This is a genomic window from Butyrivibrio sp. WCE2006 (assembly GCF_000701985.1).
In the GTDB taxonomy this organism is placed as follows: domain Bacteria; phylum Bacillota; class Clostridia; order Lachnospirales; family Lachnospiraceae; genus Butyrivibrio.
This window is the reverse complement of the sequence record NZ_JNKH01000022.1, coordinates 30,457-53,242: the sequence shown is the minus strand read 5'-3', so window position 1 is coordinate 53,242 and position 22,786 is coordinate 30,457. Positions and strand designations below refer to the sequence as shown.

17 protein-coding genes are annotated in these 22,786 nt (G+C 40.5%); 6 read left to right on the top strand and 11 right to left on the bottom strand.

What is annotated here, in order from left to right:
• Positions 1-55: 55 nt before the first annotated feature.
• The gene (locus tag T501_RS13205; RefSeq protein ID WP_050008306.1) at positions 56-3,001 is read right to left on the bottom strand and encodes a hybrid sensor histidine kinase/response regulator; all 2,946 of its coding nucleotides are present in this window, start codon (positions 2,999-3,001) and stop codon (positions 56-58) included.
• A gap of 245 nt (positions 3,002-3,246) precedes the next feature.
• Between T501_RS13205 and T501_RS13200 the strand changes: the two genes are divergently transcribed.
• Positions 3,247-3,474: a hypothetical protein gene (locus T501_RS13200; RefSeq protein ID WP_026512127.1), complete on the top strand. Its 228-nt coding sequence runs from the start codon at positions 3,247-3,249 to the stop codon at positions 3,472-3,474.
• A 192-nt stretch (positions 3,475-3,666) separates the two neighbouring features.
• Here the strand turns inward: T501_RS13200 and T501_RS13195 are convergent, their stop codons facing one another.
• Positions 3,667-5,229 (bottom strand): alpha-amylase family glycosyl hydrolase, encoded by a 1,563-nt coding sequence (locus T501_RS13195; protein WP_044915295.1) that lies wholly within the window; start codon positions 5,227-5,229, stop codon positions 3,667-3,669.
• A 178-nt stretch (positions 5,230-5,407) separates the two neighbouring features.
• Here T501_RS13195 and T501_RS13190 point away from each other — a divergent pair, with 178 nt between their 5' ends.
• The gene (locus tag T501_RS13190; RefSeq protein ID WP_207641194.1) at positions 5,408-6,265 is read left to right on the top strand and encodes a TraX family protein; all 858 of its coding nucleotides are present in this window, start codon (positions 5,408-5,410) and stop codon (positions 6,263-6,265) included.
• A gap of 40 nt (positions 6,266-6,305) precedes the next feature.
• On the opposite strand, the gene bilS is transcribed toward T501_RS13190, so the two are convergent.
• Together bilS and T501_RS13180 are read right to left on the bottom strand one after the other, a co-directional pair.
• A complete protein-coding gene (bilS, locus tag T501_RS13185) occupies positions 6,306-6,857 on the bottom strand; it encodes a flavodoxin family protein BilS (protein WP_044915291.1) in 552 nt (183 codons plus the stop codon).
• Between the two features lie 24 nt (positions 6,858-6,881).
• Positions 6,882-7,286 carry a TFIIB-type zinc ribbon-containing protein gene (locus T501_RS13180; RefSeq protein WP_044915290.1) on the bottom strand — a complete coding sequence of 135 codons (405 nt, stop codon included), beginning with the start codon at positions 7,284-7,286 and terminating at the stop codon, positions 6,882-6,884.
• Between the two features lie 212 nt (positions 7,287-7,498).
• Between T501_RS13180 and trkA the strand changes: the two genes are divergently transcribed.
• The 3 genes from trkA to T501_RS13165 are packed head-to-tail and all read left to right on the top strand — an operon-like array spanning position 7,499 to position 11,036.
• On the top strand, positions 7,499-8,860 hold the full coding sequence (trkA, locus tag T501_RS13175) for a Trk system potassium transporter TrkA (protein WP_026512131.1): 1,362 nt from the start codon (positions 7,499-7,501) through the stop codon (positions 8,858-8,860).
• Positions 8,861-8,915: 55 nt separating this feature from the next.
• Positions 8,916-10,361: a TrkH family potassium uptake protein gene (locus tag T501_RS13170; RefSeq protein ID WP_026512132.1), complete on the top strand. Its 1,446-nt coding sequence runs from the start codon at positions 8,916-8,918 to the stop codon at positions 10,359-10,361.
• 33 nt (positions 10,362-10,394) lie between these two features.
• Positions 10,395-11,036 (top strand): trimeric intracellular cation channel family protein, encoded by a 642-nt coding sequence (locus T501_RS13165; protein ID WP_044915289.1) that lies wholly within the window; start codon positions 10,395-10,397, stop codon positions 11,034-11,036.
• Positions 11,037-11,098: 62 nt separating this feature from the next.
• Here the strand turns inward: T501_RS13165 and pgmB are convergent, their stop codons facing one another.
• Both pgmB and T501_RS13155 read right to left on the bottom strand, forming a co-directional pair.
• The gene (gene pgmB / locus T501_RS13160) at positions 11,099-11,722 is read right to left on the bottom strand and encodes a beta-phosphoglucomutase (protein ID WP_044915288.1); all 624 of its coding nucleotides are present in this window, start codon (positions 11,720-11,722) and stop codon (positions 11,099-11,101) included.
• 18 nt (positions 11,723-11,740) lie between these two features.
• Positions 11,741-13,429: a glycoside hydrolase family 3 protein gene (locus T501_RS13155; protein WP_044915286.1), complete on the bottom strand. Its 1,689-nt coding sequence runs from the start codon at positions 13,427-13,429 to the stop codon at positions 11,741-11,743.
• A gap of 151 nt (positions 13,430-13,580) precedes the next feature.
• On the opposite strand from T501_RS13155, the gene T501_RS13150 reads away from it, so the two are divergent.
• Complete coding sequence (locus T501_RS13150) at positions 13,581-14,705, top strand: AraC family transcriptional regulator (protein ID WP_026512136.1); 1,125 nt, start codon at positions 13,581-13,583, stop codon at positions 14,703-14,705.
• A 33-nt stretch (positions 14,706-14,738) separates the two neighbouring features.
• Here T501_RS13150 and T501_RS13145 read toward each other — a convergent pair whose 3' ends face one another.
• The 5 genes from T501_RS13145 to T501_RS13125 form a co-directional block, all read right to left on the bottom strand.
• Positions 14,739-16,133, bottom strand: coding sequence for an MFS transporter (locus T501_RS13145; RefSeq protein WP_044915284.1), 1,395 nt, complete (start codon positions 16,131-16,133; stop codon positions 14,739-14,741).
• Positions 16,134-16,283: 150 nt separating this feature from the next.
• Positions 16,284-18,743, bottom strand: coding sequence for a glycoside hydrolase family 2 TIM barrel-domain containing protein (locus T501_RS13140; protein ID WP_044915283.1), 2,460 nt, complete (start codon positions 18,741-18,743; stop codon positions 16,284-16,286).
• 297 nt (positions 18,744-19,040) lie between these two features.
• A complete protein-coding gene (locus T501_RS13135) occupies positions 19,041-19,997 on the bottom strand; it encodes a CPBP family intramembrane glutamic endopeptidase (protein ID WP_044915281.1) in 957 nt (318 codons plus the stop codon).
• Positions 19,998-20,196: 199 nt separating this feature from the next.
• Positions 20,197-21,078: a hypothetical protein gene (locus T501_RS13130; RefSeq protein WP_155994860.1), complete on the bottom strand. Its 882-nt coding sequence runs from the start codon at positions 21,076-21,078 to the stop codon at positions 20,197-20,199.
• 14 nt (positions 21,079-21,092) lie between these two features.
• Positions 21,093-22,781 (bottom strand): hypothetical protein, encoded by a 1,689-nt coding sequence (locus T501_RS13125; protein ID WP_155994859.1) that lies wholly within the window; start codon positions 22,779-22,781, stop codon positions 21,093-21,095.
• Positions 22,782-22,786: the final 5 nt, after the last annotated feature.

The window sequence follows — 22,786 nt, the reverse complement described above, 5'->3', positions numbered from 1 at the left end:
GTTGCCTTCGGCAAAGGGGCAAATCCTATATTCAAGACGTAGAACATTCTCACGCTCAGCGCAGCAAGTGCGCAGAGCTGTCTGAACAGTAACATCTGTCATCATCTTTGATAAGACTTTCAAGTGTATCAAATACCACATCAGGCTCCACCGGCTTGCTAAGGTGGGCATTAAGTCCCGCCTGCAGACTTCGCTGAACATCCTCATCAAAAGCATTAGCCGTAAGTGCAATTATGGGGATTTTCTTTGAATCCGCCCTGTCAAGGGCTCTGATGGCCATAGTTGCCTGGAGTCCGTCCATTTCTGGCATTCTCATATCCATAAGAATCGCATCGTAGTACCATTCGGGATGAGACTTAAACAATTCAACAGCAATCCTGCCATTTTCTGCATGATCTGCTTCAATATTTCTCATACTAAGCACCTTCTGCATAATCTTTGCATTGACCTTGATATCTTCAGCCAAAAGAACTCGCCTGCCCTCCAGGTTTGCCTTATCAGTCCTTGCGGAGTTCTTGATATTTTTCTGGATCAGAGCCTCCTTAAACTGTTCGAGCACGAAAGAAGTATTAAGGGGTTTTGATGCAAAACTGTCAGCACCGGCACTTATAGCCTCATCCAGCACATCCTCCCACTGCTGCGAGGTGAGGATAATGATTGCTGAATCATCGCCTATTACCTCCCGCAGTTTCTTTGTTGTTTCAATTCCATCCATCTCAGGCATTTTAAGATCAACCAAAATGAGGCTGTAGGGTTCACGTCTTGCCTGACGGAGCTTTACCATCTCGATTGCTTCTTTTCCTGAGCTTGCGATCTCTGATACAATGCCTACTTTCTCAAGCTCAACATGGGCATGCTCGCAGGCTATCTGATCATCATCTATGATAAGAACCGTTGTTTCATGAGGATTGATTTCTCCAATATTCTCATCGCTATCTTTTCTATCAGAATCCAAAAGAGTCACGGATACTACAAACGTAGTTCCTTCGCCTTTAGTACTCTCCACCTCGATTGCTCCGTTCATCATCTCCACAATTCTCTTGGTTATAGCCATTCCAAGACCGGTGCTTCCATACTTATTGGTGGTTGAAGAATCCTCCTGACTAAAGGCATCAAATATTTTTGGTATGAATTCCTTATCCATACCAACTCCGTCATCCTTCATAACAAACTTTAGCGTTGACTTACCATAGAAACCTGCGGTCTTTTCAACAGTCAGTCCTATATTCCCGCCCCTCTCCGTAAACTTCACGGAATTTCCGAGGATATTTATAAGAACCTGCTTTAGTTTCATATCATCGCCGATGTAATAGTTATCGATTTCTCCAAGGACTTCACAGTTATAATAAATACCTTTATCGCTGCACTGCGTTCCTATTATCGTATTTACCTGTTCAAGAAGCTTTGTAAATGAAAACTCCTCATTCTTTATTACCATCCTGCCGGATTCGATCCTGGACATATCGAGAATATCATTTATGATCTTTAAAAGATGTCCCGCAGAACTTCCTATCTGCTCAAGATATTCCCTTGTCCTGTCAGAAATATCCGTATCACTGAGAGCGATTTTATCAAGCCCGATGATAGCATTCATGGGTGTTCTGATCTCATGACTCATATTTGATAAAAAGACAGTCTTTGCCTTACTTGCTTCCTCAGCCACTGCCAGTGCATCCGACAGAGCCTGACTTCTCTCAAGTGACTCTCTCATCTCAGCATCAACATCAGTAAATCCCACACCAATGGAATGGATCATATGGTCATCTCTGTCCTCTGCTTTTCTGACACCTGCCATTCTGAGCATTTCATAGGACTCCTTGCCATCCTTGGATACAAGATATCTATAGGCTATCAGCTGCTGTGTCTCAAGACTTTTCCTTATATTATCCGGATCGATGAATTTGAGAAAACCTTCCCTGTATTTTTCATCCACATATTCGTTGGCATAATTTGTGAAGGTTTCACTGAAAATGAAATCCTCCCCCTCTGCAAGGCCGTTTTCAAGTTTGGAATGCGCTCTGTAACACACCCCTGAATCCGTATCAAGATTTACATAATAAACACTCCTGTAATCGGCTGCCAGCGCAGTGATCATGTTGTTTGCACGCCTTTGGGCATGATCTATATACTCTCGTATGATTCCTCTTGCGTAATGGACCTTTTCCCCAAGAGCCTGTATATCATCAATAGCATCCTCAACTGCCTTTTCCCCGCCGGTGTCATCCTCTGATTCTATAGACAGTTTTTCATGAAAACCGTTCATACTTCTGTCTACAGCAGCAGATACAGCGATTTCTCTGGTAATGTCATCAATATCCTTAGTGAGGTCAATCAGTTCCAAATTCATATCCCTAAAGTGCTTTCTTACCCCGCTCATTACAACTGTGACCGCAAATATACCAAGAGCGATTGTCACAATTACACTGATAAAAATTGTCTCTGCGAATTTTCTTATCTGCTTCTCATACCATTCCGTTGAAAAATCCACGGCAACAATCGTTGCTACCTCGCCTTTGGAATTAAAAACCGGGCTGTAGGCACTGTAAAAAGATCCCCACTCATCCACATATGGCTCATCATCAACGGAAGGGGTTCCAAGGCTTGCCTCATACAGCGCATCGGTATATACAACATCATCGCCAAAGGGCGCTGGATCAAGAACAGTCGGATCAATTGAAAAAGTGAAATGTTTATTTCCCTCATCATTTATGCAATAGATATATTTTAGTTCGATGGCATCCTGAAAAGCCCTTAAATTGTTCATCTGGGACTCATACTCCTCCGTCCCCTCATCCTCAGGAGAAATATGCTCCATAATATCGCCGTCCAGCATGGCTGCTGCCGTATTGGCAATATCAAGCATTCGCGCATTTATTATGGTTTTAATTGATTCGCGGGATTGGTTCAACAAAACAAGACCCACAAGCACATTGCCTATGAGAAGAATGGCAGATACTATAATAACCAGTTGCATTGTAAGAGTAACTTTTCCCTTTTTCATGATTAACTCTCCACATATGAGCAACTTAATACACACAGTTCTCACACAATACCATTGTATGATAATACGATTTTATGGTATCACTATAACAATGATAATTCTATTAACACCATATTAAAAATGGCTTAAAAATGGGGTTTATGGATTCTCTTTGTAATCCATTTGGTGTTAGAATGAAGGTGAGAAAAAATACCTGCAGGCAGATATCGCCTCAGGAATAATAGATTTTATGAAGGACAACTCGTATGATCACGATTCCGGTAATGGCTTCAATAGCCCTTATGTCCATAATATTTGATGCCATCATAATAGTTACTGAACTGATATTTTTCCTCGTCCTGATAAGATTTTTATTCTTCAGCGGAGAATTTAAGCAGTTTAGTCTTTTTGCAAAGATAATAGAAATCATCTTTGTATTACTTATTCTATTAATTCTGGCAGCAATTTTCCTGTCGATCGGAAAATTCGAGTAAATTAACAATAGCGCCCGGCACAAAAATATCCATTTAAAAATATTTGTTGCACCAAATTGTGATTTCCGGAAATTTAAAACAGATAAATGCCCCTTCAATGTTATTTAGAACAATAGGCATTTATCTGTTTTTTAATCTTGTAAATCATCGCCCCGTCTGAAACTGCTCATTTCCAAACGGACACCATGAATCTTATTCCCAAACTGCAAAGGACTGAGGTCCCAGAACAATCTCTTCATCAGTAAAGTCTGCACTTCCTATGCCATAGATAAGATTTCCTGATGCATCAGTATCGCACTTAAAGTCTGCTCTCTTAACCCTTGCCTCAGCTCCATCAGGGTTCACTGCAATGACTAATTTACCTCTTCTGTATACAAAAATCCTCTCACCTTCAGCGGTATATACCACTTCAAAGTCACCATCAGCCTGCAGATCCTTGTTTTCATGCCTGAGACATATGAGGCTTCTTACTGTATGGAGTACAGAATCAGGATCGTTCTCAGCTTCTGCTACGCTTGGCGCCGTATCTGATAAATCCTGCGGAATGTAGAGCTTATCCTTATCTGCATCAGAGAAGCCAAAATTCTTCTCATTTTTATCCCACTGCATGGGAGATCTGGAGCCGGTTCTCTGGAATCCGCCCTCCTTAGTTCTTACATAATCAAGATACTTCATTCCGATCTCATCGCCGTAATATAAAAACGGCACGCCGGGCATAGTGAAGAAAAATGCATATGCAAGCTTTATCTCTGAGATATCCAGAGCCTTTGTAAGTCTAGGAGTATCGTGATTACAGGTAATAAAGCTGATATAGCCATAATCCTTTGAGCCTTCATATCTTGGAAGATAATCCTTAAGGAATCTCTGGGGACCATCACCGCCATCCTTCTTGAAATAGCTGTGGTCACCGCCCTCTGTCTCGCAGTCTCTTACAAGAACGTTGTAACCATTTCCGTGATGATCAAGGTAAAAGTCTGCGTGGAAGCCGTATTTCAAAGCACACTGAGGATTGCACCACTCAGAAACCAGCGCAGCATCAGGATAATCCTTATCCATCATCTCCCTGATATTCTGCCACACAGCACCTGTTGCGCTCTTTACCTCATCATCCTCTTTTACAAGGGAGTCGGCCATATCCACTCTGAAACCATCACAGCCCTTATCGAGCCAGAAACGCATAATGTCCTTCAAAGCTTCTCTTGTGGCAATACATGAGGGATGGTCAGGTGTAAGCTGCCATTTCTCAGTTTTGTTTAATACTCCATAGTTAAGAGCAGGCTGGCATTTGAAGAAATTAAGCATATAGCAGCCCTCTCGCTCAGCCTCGCCTCCGATATAGGGATGGCCTGCAATTCCGCAAAATGCGCTGTCTGTCCAGATATATCTGTCTGAAAACTCGTTTCGTTCAGGTTCACAGCTCTTCTTAAACCACTCGTGCTCCTCTGAAGTGTGACCGGGAACAAGATCAAGCAGAATCTTTATTCCTTTTTTATGCGCCTCGTCAAAAAGTCGCACCAAATCTTCGTTTGTGCCATATCTTTCCGCAACCTTCTTATAATCACGGACATCGTAGCCCGCATCCTTAAAAGGTGAATCAAATACGGGATTGAGCCATATCGCGTTACAGCCAAGTCCCTTCACATAATCAAGTTTTTCAATAATACCTTCAATATCTCCGATACCATCAGCATTTGTATCATTAAATGACTGAGGATATATCTCATAAAATACTGCATCAGATAACCATGCCGGCATAACTTTTTTCCTCCTTGCGCTATTTGCGTTATTCGTTTAACTAGATTGCATTATCACACAAATTATAACGGAATTAAAGAAGAATTTTTTTCTTAAAACCCTCCGGTTTTCATCATAATTCTGAATCTAAGGTATTGCCGATAGTCTTTTTCAGGTTATAATATCCTCTATGAAAACTATGATAAAAAAAATCCCGGATTACATGATCAATTTCCAGGTATTAAGCTCTGACCGTTTAAAAATATTTGCCGTGATCACAATGTTTATAGATCACATAGGGGCAGGAATACTACTGTTCCTAGTCAGATCCGGCTACTATCCTTTCGGCATGGATTTTGACCAGTCAGCTGCTCTATACCAATATATCAGGCATATAGGAAGATGGTCCTTCCCCATCTACTGTTTTTTCATTGTAGAGGGTCTTATACATACCAGAAACGTCAAAAAATACATGCTAAGGCTTGGACTTTTCGGAATCATATCAGAGCCTTGTTTTGATCTGGCCTTCAGACTAAAAGAGAATGTTTTTTCACCGAATATACCATATGTCCTTGCCAGGAATACAGAATACATAATGGAAAAATCCAATGTCTACTTCACTCTCCTCATCGGACTGATAGTGATATGGATCATGAAGTATGTGGAGGATAACTTATTTATTGAAAATCCTCTCTCGCCCCTCGGAAAGGTGCCTTCAAAACCGCTTTACCTCATTTTGTATATCGCACCTGTAGCTGCCGGAGCATACCTTGCCAAATTGATGAAAACCGACTACTCATATTGGGGCATAATACTTATAGCAATATTTTTTGTATTTAGAGAAAATCGTGTGCTTGCCTGCATTGCCGGATATATATTTTTCATGAACATGTCGACTGAAGCATGGAGTCTTCCGGCTTTCACAATGCTGGCATTTTTATACAATGGAAAAAGCGGCCGCCTGCGCAAAAGATTCAAGCTTGCATTTTACGCATTTTACCCAGTTCACCTTCTTTTTGTATATCTGGTCAGATGCTATTTATATTCCAACTTATAATATAAAAGTCTTAGATTACCCGCCCGGTATTCTAAGACTTTTATATTATATCCATTATTCTTGAAAAAATATCGTACCCCGGAATCTTGCGAACCGTGGTATCAGCGAAAACATGTGCCCTCAAAAGATCCTGCCTGTCGGGATGACTGATCCCTTCATCGAACATCGCCACCATTCTTTCAATCTTATCATCGTTAATCCTGCCACGCATTTCCTGGTAGCGTTCCCTTATGGCTATCGGCATGCTGCCCTGACAGAAATACCCTCCAAGGTATTTGTTGTCATCAGGAAGCCACACCTTGCCGATATTTTCAACCTGGCGGTAATATGCGGCATCATTTCCCATGCCACAGGTTCCGAAGAAAGCCACATTTTTACCATGAAGTGACATTATGAGGTCTATAACTTCAAGTGAGCAAGTCCCCCGGTTTGCCCAATAACCTATGAAATACGTCTCCGCGTCATGCCTGCCGTTCCAGCGCCTTACATTGATTTCCTCCTTCGAATCTGAAGGAATCGCATAGAAAATTTCATCAGCTATTTTCTTGGTATTACCTGTTTCACTCGCATAAACAACTAAATACTTCAGCATGAATCCCTCTTGCAAAAATCGCAGTCAGGACTTTTTCAAAAATCTGTTATCACACTTTGGGCATCTGATTTCTATCCTGCCTTTCCCCCTTGGCACTCTGATTTTCTGACCGCAATTAGGACATTTATATATATGATAATTTTTCTTCTGCGTCCAGCTGTCACCAAAGCTTCTGAAAAAGTCTGCTATCTTGTTGGTATATTTAACAAAGATCTCATTCTCTCTGTATCTAAATGGTATATTCTTGGAAAAAAGCCTAAAATAGCTGTAAGCCAGAATGGCAATAGCTACATAATACAAAAATCCAAGCGGGGTCAGGAATGACACAAACAGTAAAACAACTGCTATAACCAGACAGAATTTCGTAAGTCTGTCCGTTCCGTATGCACCATATCTACCCTGAAATAAGCGATAGAGAAAATCTTTCATTAAATACAGCTCCTTATCCTGCTATCAAGCTTTTAATAGACAAATCCCCTCAATCTAAAGAAAGTATAATTTTCATTACTTAAAATTACAATGAATCGCATATAAATCTTTCTTAAAAATCCCTTAATCCTTTATTACCTAATTTTGCCCTAATGATGCGGATTATTAAGTTTGTGTTATAATAGTTTGATGTATTTAATCAGGAGGCAAATATGCAAATAATCATAGTTGGCTGCGGTAATGTTGGTGCAGCACTCACAGAGCAATTAAGCGGTGAAGGTCATGATGTCACTGTAATCGAGGAGAAAAGGGATGTCATCCAGAGCCTTGTGAATAATTTTGATGTAATGGGAATAGTAGGTAATGGTGCAAGTTATCTTGTCATGAAGGATGCAGGTATTGAATATGCTGACCTTATGATAGCTGTTACAGGTAACGATGAACTCAATCTTCTCTGCTGTCTGATAGCAAGAAAGGCTGGTCATTGTAACACCATCGCCCGCGTTAAGAACCCTATCTATAAAAGAGAGATAAGCTTCATCAAGGAAGAGCTTGGTCTCTCACTTATCGTGAATCCCGAGGAGCTCTCTGCCGCAGAGGCAGCAAGACTTTTGAAGTTCCCTGCTGCTACCAAGATTGAGACCTTCGCAAGAGGACGTGCTGAGATCGTACACATGACTGTCACTGAGGATTCCAGAATATGTGACAAGTCCCTTAAAACAATCCAGTCTGAGATCAGAAGTAAGGTGCTGATTGCGGTAGTTTCGAGAGCAGATGAAGTTTTCATCCCCAACGGTGACTTTGTTTTGAGACAGAACGATGAACTTACCATTGTGGGCGCTTCAAGAAGTATCGCTGAATTTTTCAGAAAAATTGGTCTTCCCACCGCAAGGGTACATTCCTGCATGATCATAGGCGGCGGAGCAACCTCCTACTACCTTGCAGAGCAGCTTATATCCTTCGGTATAGATGTAAAAATATTTGATAAAGACCTTGAGCGCTGCAAACAGCTATCAGACCTTTTACCTCAGGCTCTTATCATCAACGCAGACGGCACTGATAAGGATGCCCTTATGGAGGAAGGTCTTGTGGGAACAGAATCCTTTGTTGCCATGACAAACCTCGACGAAGAAAACATCATGCTTTCAATGTACGTTAAGAGTGTTAATCCCAAGGCAAAGCTTATTACAAAGGTGCACAGGGTTAACTACGGCGAGATAATAGGTTCTCTCCAGATAGGCAGTGTGATCTATCCCAAAAACGTAACTGCCCAGAGAATTGTCCAGTATGTCCGCGGTATGACCAACTCTCTTGGAAGCAATAGTATTGAGGCACTTTACAAGATGAATGACGGCAGAGTTGAAGCGCTGGAATTCTTTGTTACTGAGAATGCTGCAGTAATTGATAAGCCCCTCAGTGAGATGCACCTGAAAAAGGGTATCCTTGTGGCTCTCATAAATCGCAAGGGCGAGATAATCTCACCTACAGGTCAGAGTGTCATAAAGGCCGGCGATACTGTTATTGTAATTACCAGCCAGCTTGGTCTTCTTGATATATCAGATATACTTGCCTGAATGTAATTTAACGATTACTTTTCAGGAATGGATAAAACTTTTTTGGAGAAAAAAAATGAATTATAAAATGATACGATTTCTGTTATCACGTGTTCTTCAGATAACAGGACTTCTTATGTTGCTACCACTTATAGTAGCTCTGATCTACAAAGAATACTTCTGTGCAGAAATGTTCATTATCCTGATAGCAGGATGTATTCTCGTAGGTTCAATTGGTGCGTATTTCAAGCCACATAACATAGCCATCTATGCCAGGGAAGGTTTTGTCACCACGGCCCTGACCTGGATACTTATTAGTATGGTTGGCGCACTTCCCTTTGTAATGACAGGTGTCACAGAAAGCTATGTGGATGCCATGTTTGAGACCATTTCCGGCCTTACCACAACCGGTTCCACTATACTTTCAGATGTCAGTATGTATTACAGCGTTCAGTTCTGGAGAACCTTTACCCACTGGATCGGCGGTATGGGTGTGCTGGTATTTATACTTGCAATAATGCCTATGTCAGGCGGCTACAGTATGCACCTTATGCGCGCAGAATCCCCCGGACCTTCTGTTGGCAAAATCGTTCCCAGAGTGCGTGACACAGCCAAAATACTATATCTCATCTACATAGGAATAACCATAACAGAAATCGTTCTCCTTCTTTTTACCGGAATGAATCTGTATGAATCACTTACAACCACCTTTGCAACTGTTGGTACCGGTGGATTTGGTATATCAAATGCAGGAATTAACGAGTTTTCAACCGCATCACAGATCATAATTACTATTTTCATGATCCTCTGCGGTATAAACTTCAGTGTTTATTATTATCTGATCACAATGCGTCCGAAGGAAGCGCTCCAGAATGATGAGGTTAAGCTCTATCTGTTGCTCATGTTCTCTTCTGCAACTCTTATTGCTTTTATGATCTACGATCAGGGAATCACAAATACTCCTTTTGAGTCCTTCCATCATTCGCTTTTTACTGTGGCATCAGTAATGACCACAACAGGTTTTGCAACCCTCGACTTTAACACCTGGCCGCAGCTTTGCAAAACGCTACTTGCAACCCTTATGCTGCTTGGTGCCTGCGCAGGTTCCACAGGTGGTGGTTTCAAGCTCTCAAGACTTTGGATTTTATTAAAGGCTATGAAAAATGAGCTGATTTACATTGTGCATCCCAAATCTGTTAAAAAGGTTTATATGGATAGCCATCCGATTGATTCTACTGTAGTAAAATCAGTATCTGCCTACCTTAGCATGTACGTTGTAATTTTTATGTTCTCAATCCTGCTCATCTCAATAGATGAATTTGATTACGAGACAAACTTTACAGCGGTTGCCGCTACACTAAATAATATCGGTCCCGGACTTGGCATGGTTGGTCCCACAGGCAACTTTGGTGCCTACTCAGACCTGTCAAAGTTCGTCCTTATGTTTGATATGCTTGCAGGAAGACTTGAGCTTCTGCCTATGCTGATACTCTTCTCTCCCAGAACCTGGAGCAGAAGATAAGCGCAATACAAATGGGAGATTTATGAAAAGAAGATGTCAGTACAACTTTTATTGATCTTTGATTTTATTGGCACTGTTGCCTTTGCCATATCAGGGGCTATAACAGGCATCCATAAAAAAATGGATATACTGGGAGTAAATATACTTGCTATAGTTACCGCCTGCGGCGGCGGTCTTATGAGAGATATAGTAATGGGTAATTTCCCTCCACAGATGTTCGTGAATCCATTTTATGTTCTGGTGGCTGCCATAGTAGCCAATATTGTATTTTTAATTATGTATTTTCATAAAAGTGTTCCGCTTAAGTATTCAGGCGTGTATGACCGTGGACTGTTTATTTTTGACACCCTCGGACTTGCCGCATTCATGGTAGACGGAGTAATGATAGGTGTGAATTTCGGTTATGAAGATGACCTTTTTCTTCTTACATTTCTTGGATTTCTCACCGGAGTCGGCGGAGGAGTATTGAGAGATATTCTGTCAGTCCAAATGCCTGCCATTTTCGTAAAGCATGTGTATGCCCTTCCCGTAATAATAGGGGGCATCATAATGGTTATGCTGCATGAAATCATGAACACCTGGGATACAGCAATGGTATGCAGCTTTGCATTCGTCATAATCCTCAGGGCAATGGCAAGACATTTCCGCTGGAACTTACCTAAAGTAAAATTTTAAATATTTGCGCTAAACTCGCGAAAAAACACGTGCCGCCACAACTTGGCTGCACGTGTTTTTTGTTATTCTAATAGTTCATTAAATTCTTTTATTGAGTAGTCGGCTTTATCGTACGAAGCTGCATCACCGATTCCCACAACTGCCATACCTGCTGCCTTTCCGGCATCCACACCTGCATAGGCATCCTCTACCACAATACAGTTTTTTGGCTCTTCACCTAAAAACTCAGCAGCTTTTTCAAAGACCTCGGGATCCGGCTTTGATCTGCTAATATTTGTTCCATCTGAAATAGCATCGAAATAGTCCATTAAATCCACCTTGTTTAAAATGAATTTTGTGTTCTTACTGGATGATCCTATAGCGAGCTTGTGGCCTCTATCTTTAAGTTCCTTCAAGGTGCTTCTGACATCATCAGATACATCTTTCGGAGTCATATTCTCAAGTAATTGCTTGTAGTATTCATTCTTTTGTGTTGCAAGATCTTCCTTTTCCTCGGAAGAAAATTTCTTGGTGCTGCCTTCCAGAATGATGTCCAGTGATTCCATTCTGCTGACGCCTCTAAGCCTGTTATTTTTCTCTTCATCGAAGTCAATGCCAAGCTTGTCAGCTATCATTTTCCATGCCTTAAAATGATATTTATCCGTAAATACCAGTACTCCATCCAAATCAAAAATATATGCTTTCATGCATGTATTCCTTTCTGATCAAAATTTCAAATCCATCTTTCCGCAGAAGGGATCAACAGGGGATTTTCCCTTGAATTCACTTCTGCCAAGGATCTTGTCGATCACCGCATCCATAACAAATTCAGAGTTACAGTAACCGTTGATAAAGGTCTTTACCATAGGCGCATCCAGCAAATGATATGGATTACCAAGACTCACGAACATAACCGGCAGCTCATTCACCATCCAGGGCATGTTATTTCCAAGGCCAAACATAGTATGCCAGTTAAGTCTTGCTGTGGTTTTATTGGATGAAGTCTCAATGTTTCCAACATACAAAATAAGGTCATATTTAGACTTTAAATTCCCCACAGAGTCATTCATAACTTCAAAGCCCTCTTTTTCATAGAGGGTAACTTCAAAGCCTTCCTCCGTAAGTCTTCCTATCATGTAGGAGGATACTCTCTCATCGGAATCAAAGCCTCCCATTAGTTCAAGCAAAACTCTTTTATGTCTCTTGGGACTTACAGGCAAAAGTTTCTGAGTATCCTTTACAAGTGTTACTCCTTCGTCTGCACACTCCTTTGCCCACTCTACATGCTCTTTGCAGGAAAGTATTTTTAACGCATCTTTATCAGGCACCAGGGTGCCGGCTTTCTTCTTTTTGGGTAAATTAAGAGCAGCCTTTGTAGCAAGGATGCGCTCAACAGCTTCCTTCAATCTCTCCTCTGACAGGATTCCACTCTCATACCCCTTATGCATAAATTCATAGTCTTCATCGATATTCCTATTAAACAGGAACATATCGCATCCGTTCTCAATGCAGGCAGGAACTGCATGTTCTCTGTCCATGGCTGCACAAAAGCCCACCATTGGAGATGCATCTGATACTATAAGCCCGTTAAACCCAAGCTTTTCTCTAAGCAGCTTTTGAAGAAGATTTTTAGAAAGTGTAGCCGGGATTACTCGATCCGGAGCCTTTTTATCAAAGTATTCCTCATATGCAGGTAAAGCGATATGCCCTGCCATTACAGTGAGAGTCCCTTCATCAATCATAGCCTTATACACTTTTCCAAAGCTCTCATCCCATTCATCTGCTGACATAGAATTAACGCTTGTCAGAAGGTGCTGGTCTCTCTCATCTATTCCATCGCCCGGGAAATGCTTAATAGAAGTGGCAACCTCTTCCTCCCTTGCTGCTTTAAGGTATCCGCGTCCCATCTCTATTACAGTTTCCTCATCATCCGAAAAAGCTCTGACATTAATAATGGGATTATGGTAGTTTCTATCAAGATCCACAACCGGAGCAAAAGCCCAGTTAACTCCAACCGCTGCGCCCTCGGAGCAGCTTACCTTTCCAAGCTGATATCCTCTCTCATAATTGCCGGTTGCCCCTACAAGCATCTCTCTTCCGTAAAATGTCCCCTCCAAAGCAGAGCCATTTCCGCCATATTCCAGGTTTGCAGCAATTAAAAGAGGAAGCTTGCTTTCCTTTTGTAAGAAACTGTGAGCCGCATGAATTTCTTCTCCCGGACCTTCTCTGTACAGAACACCTCCAACCTTATATTTATCAAGAAAATCCTTTAACTCAGTTTCATCTTTGCTAAAGACAACCGGGCAAAAAAGCTGTCCGATTTTTTCATCAAGCGTCATTTTTTCATATGTACTTTCAACCCACTTAATTTGTTCTTCAGTAAGGTTAAAGGGTTTGTCTTTAAAATTAATCATTTGAATACTCCTTTTCTTGCTTATAATCAGTATTTTATAATTTGTCACACTAATTTTGAACGGAATAAATTTTCCTATATCCGACATTTTTTAATCTTGTGATAAAATGATATACTAGACAGAAAAAGTATAGGAAGCACAAGGAGTACCTATGATCAAATACACAACTTATGGAAAATTCCAGAGTGAAATGAACTCATATTATAAGCGCACAGGCATGAAGATGCAGTTTCCGGAGATGATAGCCAGAATGGATGAAAAGGGGCTTATGGATCAGTCCCCTTCATATGTCAGAATTCCTCTGGATTCACTTTCCATGGATGACGAGGAATTTGATAAGCTGGTGGATTCCATTCCTCTTCACATAGGAGCCACTTACAACGGTTCCAATGAAATAGGCGAGGATAAGATGATCCCCAGTTTATTTGACGTCTTCACTATTCGCCATCCCCGTCTTACGCGGCATTCATCACACACCCACAACTACTTTGAGCTTAATTTTGTCGTGAAGGGCTCGGCAAATTTTTACTTTGAAGAGACTTGCAGAAAAATGAACGAGGGAGAAGTAAGCATCATCGCCCCAGGCTCAACTCATGACCTTGTGATAGAGGATGAAACTTCTATAGTTTATACCGTATGCATAAGAAGAAGCACCTTTGAGAGCACTTTTTCATCACTCATGTACCAGCAGGATCTCCTGTCAGGTTTCTTTAGAACCATGTTAAAAGATGAAAAGCATTCCAACTACCTTATGCTTTTTACAGAGAACAATATGGAGTGCAGGATTTTCCTAAGAAAGCTCCTCATCGAAACTGAAAACCAGGATAGCTACAGCAACAACTGCTGCATCAATCTGATCAATCTGTTCTTTTCAAATTTGCTCAGGAATTACAGTAAAACCATATCCTTTTATAACTATGACATAAATTCAGATTTTTCACTGGTGCTTCAATATATCCAGCACAATTATCAGAATCTGACATTATCCTCACTGGCAGAATTCTTCCACTATTCAGAGCCTCACCTTTGCACTCTGATAAAGCAGAACACAGGAAAGAACTATACAGACCTGATAAAGAGCCTGCGCATGAAAAACGCAAAGGATCTTCTTATGAACACTACACAGAAAATCAATGAAATCGCTGAAGAAATCGGATATAACAGTGCCGACCATTTTTCAAGAGTCTTCAGGGGTGAATTCGGTATGTCCCCTGCTGAATTCAGAAAACAAAATAAAATAGATGGTCCCTTCATCCCGTTCTCTACTGAAAACTAAGGATGAAAGAACCATCATCTTTAATACATTATTTTATGCTGCATTATCATTTTCTGCATGCATCTTTGCCTTCATCTCTTCAATTTCGTTCTTGTACTTTCTGATAGGTCCGAAGACTACGCAGAGAATAACTACAAGACCAGTCAGTGAAGGTGCTCCGAATTTGATGAAGTTAAGGGCAAACATTGCAGATTCAGGCTGCTGGCCGATTGCACCTGCCACATATCCTGATGCAGCGAGGATTGCAAGAATACCTGAATTTGTTACTGTATTTCCACACTTCTGGGCAAATCCCTTGATTGATGAGACAAGACCATTTGCAGTTTTTCCTTCCTTGTACATGATGAAGTCGATAGTATCATTTACAAGGATGTTAACCAGTGCATTCTGCATTGCTCCTGTTACTGAAGCGATGAATGTAAGCACGCACAGAAAAACGAAGTTTGTTTTTCCAAAGAAGAACAATATCATATAAAGAATGATTGTTGATATCTGTGAAAAGCACAGCGCTCTCTGTCCTGTCTTGAATACCTTAAGAACTATAGGCATTGCTACAACCATTGAAACAAGCGCTCCGATTGAGATAACTCCCATGTAAACACTGATAAGATCAGGTCTCTCATAGTAGTACATCATATAGTAAACTGATGATGCAAACATCAGGCCATATCCCATTGAAGCCATTACCCATGCGATGATATTGGGATAAACCTCTTTGTACTTGAGAATCATTTTAAGACCCTTAAATGGATTCTTTTCAGGTTTTGAAAGGTATCTTTCCTGGCCTCTGGAAGCCCTGAACAGTCCCCAGAAGGATACGAATGAAAGAATTCCGCATATTATCATGTAGGGAATGTATCCGTTTGAAAATCCAAGGCTGTTAAAGAATCCAGTGATGTTGGGTGTAAATGTGTTTCCGATTGTAAATGCCACAGCGCAGCATCCCGCACCCATTGTTATGATCTTATTTCTCTCTTCATCTCTCTTAACAGCTGCTGGAAGTATTGCCATCTGAGGCATGGTATACATTGTTACTGTCATTCCGTAACCAATGTACATCACAAGGATATATGCAGCCTTTGCCATATTACTTGTAAATCCCCAGTCTACCCACACCATTGTTGCAAAAAATGTTAAGAGCACAGGTGCAAATAAGAAATATGGACGATATCTTCCAAGCCTTGTATGTGTGCTGTCGGCTAAAACACCCATGATAGGATCGTTTATTGCATCCCATAAAGTTGAGATAAGCATTATCACAGAGCATATAGCTGCCGGTATTTTTAATGTATCAGTCATGTAAACCGACAGATAACTGGCAAGAACAGCCGCAGCTGCCATTGCTCCTCCATTTACGGAAGTTGCATGAAACCATCTGAATGAACTTCCAACTTCAGTTTTGCTATTAGTATTACTTTTGTTCCCCATTGTCCTTCTCCTTAGTTTTTATTGGTAACAATGTTTTTTGCTTTGCAAAAGTATAATAGCAAGAGTTTACTCATGCCTCCATGTAATAACTTTATTCATATCCGACATATTTTAAGGTGCATTATTTTTGCAAATATTCATAAAGCAGGCTTAAATATTGATTTTAATCTGTTTTCCGTCATCTAATGATACTTTTAATGCCACATTTCCTACAGATTTTCTTTGTATAACAGCCAGCGCTCTGCCATAGTAGGTTTTAGTAACATTTCCTGTATATGCTTCCTGCGATTTAGGATCTCCGGAGCCAAATCCAAGAAGCACACCATCTCCTTCTATCTCTGCTGTTATAGTTTCATCCCGATCTGTAAATGTATTGCCATCTGCATCCTCCAGCATCAGATTTACAAACACATGCTTATCCCCTTTACTTGTGTTCTCATCTATCTCTGCAACCAGTCTGATATCTCCTTTAGCAGTTACAAGCTCATACTCCCCTGTTTTTTCTCCCTTAGAATATGAGACTACCTTTAGGTTTCCTGGCTTATAAACAGTTTCAAAGAGCACTCTGCAATTATCTTCTTTATTGATTTTCTTTTTCTCAATGCGTTTATCATTTACAAAAAGCTCAACCTCATCTCCTGCAGAATAGACTTCGATAATTACAGGCTTATTTTCATATCCATCAAAATTCCAGCTTGAAATAGCATCGCTCATAACCCAGGGGGTCTTAATTAGCTTTTCTCCATAGTGTGCAGGGTTCTGAACAGCGATATACGGAGCCTTTCTAAGTCCAAATACTATTTCCCTATAGTATGACAAGGGTCTTCTAAATCCCGTAATATCTACATCTCCTGTGTAGGCAAGCTTAGCAGGAAACTGAGCTCCAAAGCCTCCCTCTCCAAAGTTGTAGGCAGGGATTCCAACTCCCGCTTCTCCAAGATAATCCCACCCCGTCCAGGTAAAGTCACCGATTACCTGGGGAAACTTCATCACTTCACGCCAGTTGACGGCAATCTCAGGAGGATAAGTCTCACTGCCTACAATAATGCGATTAGGGTTAATTTCATTATCAAGAACATATCTTGCAGTCATGTAATTGTATCCTGCTATATCCGTCATAGCGCAGGCCTTATCAAGTCTTTTTGTAATCTCAGGATGAACAACTATTTTGTCCATATATTTATCCATGATAGTCATGAAATCATTGACATTAATTGAGTCATCAGATTCTCCAACAGATGATGCCACATCAGCAGTAATCTGAGGCACGGCATCCCCTGCAGCAAATACACCGTTGATGGATGCCAGGGTAAATCTATATGGGTCAAGCTTATGACAAAGCGCACTTATTTTTCCTGCAAGTCTGCTGCCCTCGTCTGTTCCGATCTCAGGAATCTCATTACCTATGGAATACATGATAACAGAAGGATGATTGTAATCCTTAAGCACCATTGCTTCTATGTCACGCTCCCACCAGTCCATGAAATAAAGGTTGTAGTCATAATCCGACTTGGCCCTGGTCCACATATCAAAGGCTTCTTCCATCACATACATACCAAGCTCATCGCAGGCTTCAAGCAGCACCGGTGCGGCAGGATGATGAGACATTCTGATAGCGTTAAAGCCCGCCTTTTTCAGTATGGAAATTCTTCTATATTCAGCTTCCTTATAAGTCTTTGCCCCCAGTATTCCGCTGTCATGATGAACACAAGCTCCGCGAAGCTTCACGGTTTTGCCGTTTACTCTAAGTCCATGACGTGAATCAAGACTGAGTTTCCTAATGCCGATAGTAGTCTCTTCCGTATCCAGAATCTCTCCCTGACTAAATGAACCGTTGTCTTCAGTCTTAGCCACAGAAACAGTCACAACTGCTTTATAAAGCTCAGGGTTGTCCTCAGACCACAGTAATGGATTTTCAACGAACAATCTTGAGAGCACCTTGCTTTCTGAATCCGCCTTGGTGCTTACTATTTTTCGCTCTTTGGCAATTACTTTTCCTACCCTGTCCATAAGTTCAAAGCAGACAGCAATGTCCATAGATACCGGCTCGCCATTCATTACATTTGCGCTAAGCAAAACGGTTGCTTCTTCCTCACTGCAATCTTCAGTTGAAACCAGGAAGCTGTTTTCCTTCACATATGTTTTTCCACCGGTAAGCATATAAACATCCCTATAGATTCCTGAACCTGTATACCAGCGGCTGTTTTTCCCGGAACTATTTTTAACCTGAATGCGGATTTCATTTTCCCCTTCTTCCTTCAGAAGGTGCGATATCGGGACTATAAATTCTGAATAACCATAAGGTCTATTGCCTGCAAGCTGACCATTGACATACACAAAAGAATTCATGTAGATTCCCTCAAAAAGGAGCGAAATATTTCTCTCCCTGTCTCCGGGTTTTGACTCGTAGAATTTTACATAGGTATATGAACCTCCGTCGTAAAATCCCGTATTTCCACCGTTTATAGAATCAGCATGAGGCGTGGTTTCAATCATCGCGTCATGGGGAAGGTCTATCTTCCTTGCGTTTTGCGGAATATCCCACACAAGAGCAAACGCATCCTTACTATTCCAAAAAAGCCAGTTATCATTCCAATTTGTCTTTCTCATATTTATCTTCCTTTGCCTTTTGATTTCTCAAATTACTACATTAAAATTTTAATATCTGCATTTTGGATGAAAAACAAATTATTTTGACCTTTCTCCGACATTTTTTAAGAATGCTTGCTCAAAGAGACCTTACTATGTGTTCTGCTCAAACAAATATCACTAGGCTCGAAAATACCTCGCCAAGTGCTCCGCACAAATAAAAAGTGGAAGCCCCTCTACTAAAAGAAGTATGCTTCCTCTGCTTTTTATTTTTAATATTTAGTTCATTACAAAATAGCAATAAACTGTTTTTGCCAGTTAAAATACGTTAGGCAGGTAAAAAGAGATAAGTCCGATTGCTACAACTCCAAGAACTGTTGCAAAAACAGAAGGTGCTGTACGGAAAATGTGAACTACTTCCTTTTCCTCAGAACTATTCTTAGCAAATATTGATTTGAACTCTTCAAGGTGTCCTTCATTTTTAGCGATAGCCTGCATGATTATCTTTGCAATAAATGCAGCAATCACAGCAATAACGAACCAAATTAAAACTGCTGTACCCATTCCGCTCTGTCTTGCAGTTTCAATCTCAGTTGATAAATCCTTCCCTGCTGACTGCATTACAATTGTGTATACATAGAGCATAAGAATATTTCCAAAGTTAATAAGGAAATGAATGATCATTGATGTAACAATGCTTCCACTTGCCACATTAACAAAGGCAAAGATTATACCAAGTAAAAATGCATAGCAGAACTGATTCAGGTTAAGGTGCAGGATTCCGAAAAACAGTGCTGAAAGAATTGCTGCCTTCATAATGGTGGATATTGTTCTGTATTTATTGAACAGAAAACCGCGGAAAAAGATTTCCTCAAAAATAGGCGGTAACAATGAAATTACCATAATTATAGGGGCTGCAGAATCCTGCATCATATTAGATGCTCCCTGTGCTATTACATTCGGTACAAAAAGCTGAGAAAATAAATTACCAAAAATCAATATGGGATTTATCACTATTGTGAGTAAAATTGTAAGAAGAATTGTTGAAATCTTTATCTTATGGAAGCCAAGTGTGCTAATGACAGGCTCCCCATTCTTCTTAAGATAAATGATTAACGGAACAAAGATTGCTGCCTCGGCCAGGACTGTAGACCAGATTCCCATGAAAATGTCAACTTTCGAAAGCAGCAGTGCCGCTATTACAATCGCAACATTTAGAAGCAGTACGATAGAAAAAATAATACTTACCTGATTTGATTCTTGTTGTTTTGACATATAGTTTCCCTCCAAAATATTTTTCACAAAAGAGATTTTACCTAATTAGGAAACTATTTACAACACTAAATCAGGAAGATATGGATGTTTATTCAGATATTTAAGAAACTTCAACTCCCTTTAGGGGAGTTGAAATAAACCACAGAATTTCTGCATTCTACAGGATACGATTCCCGTTTTTTCATAAAAACAGTAATACTTATTTTCCTATAACATGTATAGTCTCAAGAGTCTCATTAAAAATCTCCTCAAAATCATCATCCTCTGCCCTGGAAAATACAAAAGTAAATACCTTGTTTGATGATAAAACCATGACTGTCATCTGATGAATAGTCTGGGAGTTTTCAGGAGTAAATGAGGTTTTTATAAGATATCCCGGGAATCCTTCAAATTCCTTATTTTCAAAGCTCTCAAGAATAAAGTTTATGTTTTCCCCATAGAGATTTTCATAGTTTTCTTTCTGAATGCTTTCATACATCTCAGAAGTCAGCTCATCATATCTGTATTCCACACCATCATCTGCACTTTCCCCGGCAGCCTTTTGTGCATTGGTAAGTACCTTGGCTTTGGGAATCTGAGTCACTTTATAAGTTATGTTTGCAGATTCAAGAGGATAATAATCATTCACATATTGCCCAGCTACATCAGATAAATGAAAACCTGCAGGAACTATAAAAGAGCAGCAAAGCGCTTCCGGAAGAGTACTCAGTTTAGAAGGCTCTGAATTCTGACTTCCATCAAGCTTACTGCCTTCAGCCTTCTCTGCTTCACTAATGACATTACCATTTTCTTCAGTACTACCACTTTTTCCTTCATCATTTTCTCCAGTACTACCTGACTGGTTCTGACTGTCTTCACTGCTTTCTTCCTGGCTACTGTCTTTGCCTTCCACTATCTCTTCAAGCACTGCATTGGCACCTACTGCACTTGCATCTGTAATCTCACCTGCAACAACAGGTACCGACCCACTTGCATCATTATTCTCTTCAGCCAGTGCCGGTAAGCCTGTATCCCCTACAAGGCATATCGATAGCACCGTCGCAGCAAAACATCCCATCATTTGAATTTTTCTGTTTTTCAATATATCAGTTTTCCTCACTGTTCCCTCACACAATAATATGTACAACAATTTTTCCCGGTTGCTAAACTAAGTTCGAATACATCAAACCAATATCTCTCGTTCATAAAGCTTCCATTATTGACGCAATCTATTCCTGCTTTTTCTTTCCAGTCTTTTAAAATATCCTCCCTGGAATTAAAACTGCCAAGAAACAGTACCCTGTCCTCATTTTCAACAAGTTCTGCTACCTCTGAGGGTTCATATATCATGCTTATTCCGGAAAACATATTTTCCAAAACCACATCAGTTGTTCCACCATAAAGGTACACATGAGCAGGAAGCTGGTCTTTATCTACGTTTATTACATCGGTCATGCCATTTGAGTAGTACCAAGATAAAGCTGCTACCTGATCAAAGTTACAGATAAGTACTGTGTTTTCATCAATAGCATCCCAGACCTTCTGCGTTTCCACCATATTAACACGTTTATACAGCTCATTTCCACGGAAAGCCCAGAAATCCCTGACGCAGAAAACGGTCATAAGTCCCAGGAGTCCCATACATATATAAGACACTGTTTTACCCGAATTTCTGCTACCATCCTTTAGTCGTTCATGGATGCCTTCTAATACCCCAAACCATAAGGCTCCCATGCCGGGAATCATGTATCTGTAAACAAATACAGGCCTAAGCAGCAATGATGCTCCAAATCCAAAAACAATAATTCCAATTATCGGCATAAAGCACAGCCACATATATTCATCCTTTATGTTCGTAATAACCAGAACACAAAGCAGTATAAATATGACTACCGCCAGGAATGTAGCCAGCTTTTCATTAAAAAATCCCGGTTTTAGCAGATACTTTATAATACCTCCAATGCTTCTTAATCCCAGAGGCTGAATCCAATAACTGCCCGAAACAGTTTTTGCCTGCGATAGCACAACCCCAATCCATGGAAAATAGCAAACCGCAGTCAGATTTGCACTGATGAGGATTATCCCGAGCTGCCAGATATTTTTCCTTATAGACAAAATAATCAGAAATACATAAACTGCCGCAACTGCAACCGCTGCGTAGTACTGAGTGTAGCAGGCAAGTAACCCATATATAAAAACAGGTAAAATATTCTTCCACTTAAGCCCCTTAATCTGCTTTTCGAGATTGCTTTCAAGAAATGGTCTTGCATGGATACATAAAGCTGTCACAAAAAGCATCACCCAGCTGTACATTCTGATTTCAACACCATACTCTGACATCTGAGGCATTGCGATCATAGCACAGGAAAACATTCCTCCAATAAGGCATCCATATCGCTTTCTTATGATAGTCAGCCCATAGATATATAAGATAATAAGTGGAATAAGGCTTGCAAACTTCGCAGCATAAACAGGCAGATTCCCTGCCTGTATTAAATCCAAAGCTCCCTGCCCATGGCCTGATGCGCCACCGAATACTCCGCTTAGTAAGCCAAATATTTTTACAAAAAAGTGCGCAATAATATAATACAGCGGCGGGTGTACATCCGCCGCTGTTAATTTAACCATCTCAGGTATGGGCTTAAGAGCAAATTGAATACTAAAAAGCTCGTCATACCATATATCCGGACTAAAGCACAGGTAAGCCATGAAGCCAAGCATGCCTGCTGAAAACAGATACATGATTAAACTAAAGAGCCTCTGTACCTTGATCCATAATGTTTTTGCTCTGTTACTGTTGCCCATATTTT

Excerpts from the sequence above, each read along its gene's own strand:
- trkA (WP_026512131.1), top strand. The coding sequence starts at position 7,499 with ATGCAAATAATCATAGTTGGCTGCGGTAATGTTGGTGCAGCACTCACA.
- T501_RS13170 (WP_026512132.1), top strand. The coding sequence starts at position 8,916 with ATGAATTATAAAATGATACGATTTCTGTTATCACGTGTTCTTCAGATA.
- T501_RS13135 (WP_044915281.1), bottom strand. The coding sequence starts at position 19,997 with ATGTCAAAACAACAAGAATCAAATCAGGTAAGTATTATTTTTTCTATC.
- T501_RS13125 (WP_155994859.1), bottom strand. The coding sequence starts at position 22,781 with ATGGGCAACAGTAACAGAGCAAAAACATTATGGATCAAGGTACAGAGG.
- pgmB (WP_044915288.1), bottom strand. The coding sequence starts at position 11,722 with ATGAAAGCATATATTTTTGATTTGGATGGAGTACTGGTATTTACGGAT.
- bilS (WP_044915291.1), bottom strand. The coding sequence starts at position 6,857 with ATGCTGAAGTATTTAGTTGTTTATGCGAGTGAAACAGGTAATACCAAG.
- T501_RS13190 (WP_207641194.1), top strand. The coding sequence starts at position 5,408 with ATGATAAAAAAAATCCCGGATTACATGATCAATTTCCAGGTATTAAGC.
- T501_RS13200 (WP_026512127.1), top strand. The coding sequence starts at position 3,247 with ATGATCACGATTCCGGTAATGGCTTCAATAGCCCTTATGTCCATAATA.
- T501_RS13165 (WP_044915289.1), top strand. The coding sequence starts at position 10,395 with ATGTCAGTACAACTTTTATTGATCTTTGATTTTATTGGCACTGTTGCC.
- T501_RS13205 (WP_050008306.1), bottom strand. The coding sequence starts at position 3,001 with ATGAAAAAGGGAAAAGTTACTCTTACAATGCAACTGGTTATTATAGTA.
- T501_RS13145 (WP_044915284.1), bottom strand. The coding sequence starts at position 16,133 with ATGGGGAACAAAAGTAATACTAATAGCAAAACTGAAGTTGGAAGTTCA.
- T501_RS13140 (WP_044915283.1), bottom strand. The coding sequence starts at position 18,743 with ATGAGAAAGACAAATTGGAATGATAACTGGCTTTTTTGGAATAGTAAG.
- T501_RS13195 (WP_044915295.1), bottom strand. The coding sequence starts at position 5,229 with ATGCCGGCATGGTTATCTGATGCAGTATTTTATGAGATATATCCTCAG.
- T501_RS13155 (WP_044915286.1), bottom strand. The coding sequence starts at position 13,429 with ATGATTAATTTTAAAGACAAACCCTTTAACCTTACTGAAGAACAAATT.
- T501_RS13150 (WP_026512136.1), top strand. The coding sequence starts at position 13,581 with ATGATCAAATACACAACTTATGGAAAATTCCAGAGTGAAATGAACTCA.
- T501_RS13180 (WP_044915290.1), bottom strand. The coding sequence starts at position 7,286 with ATGAAAGATTTTCTCTATCGCTTATTTCAGGGTAGATATGGTGCATAC.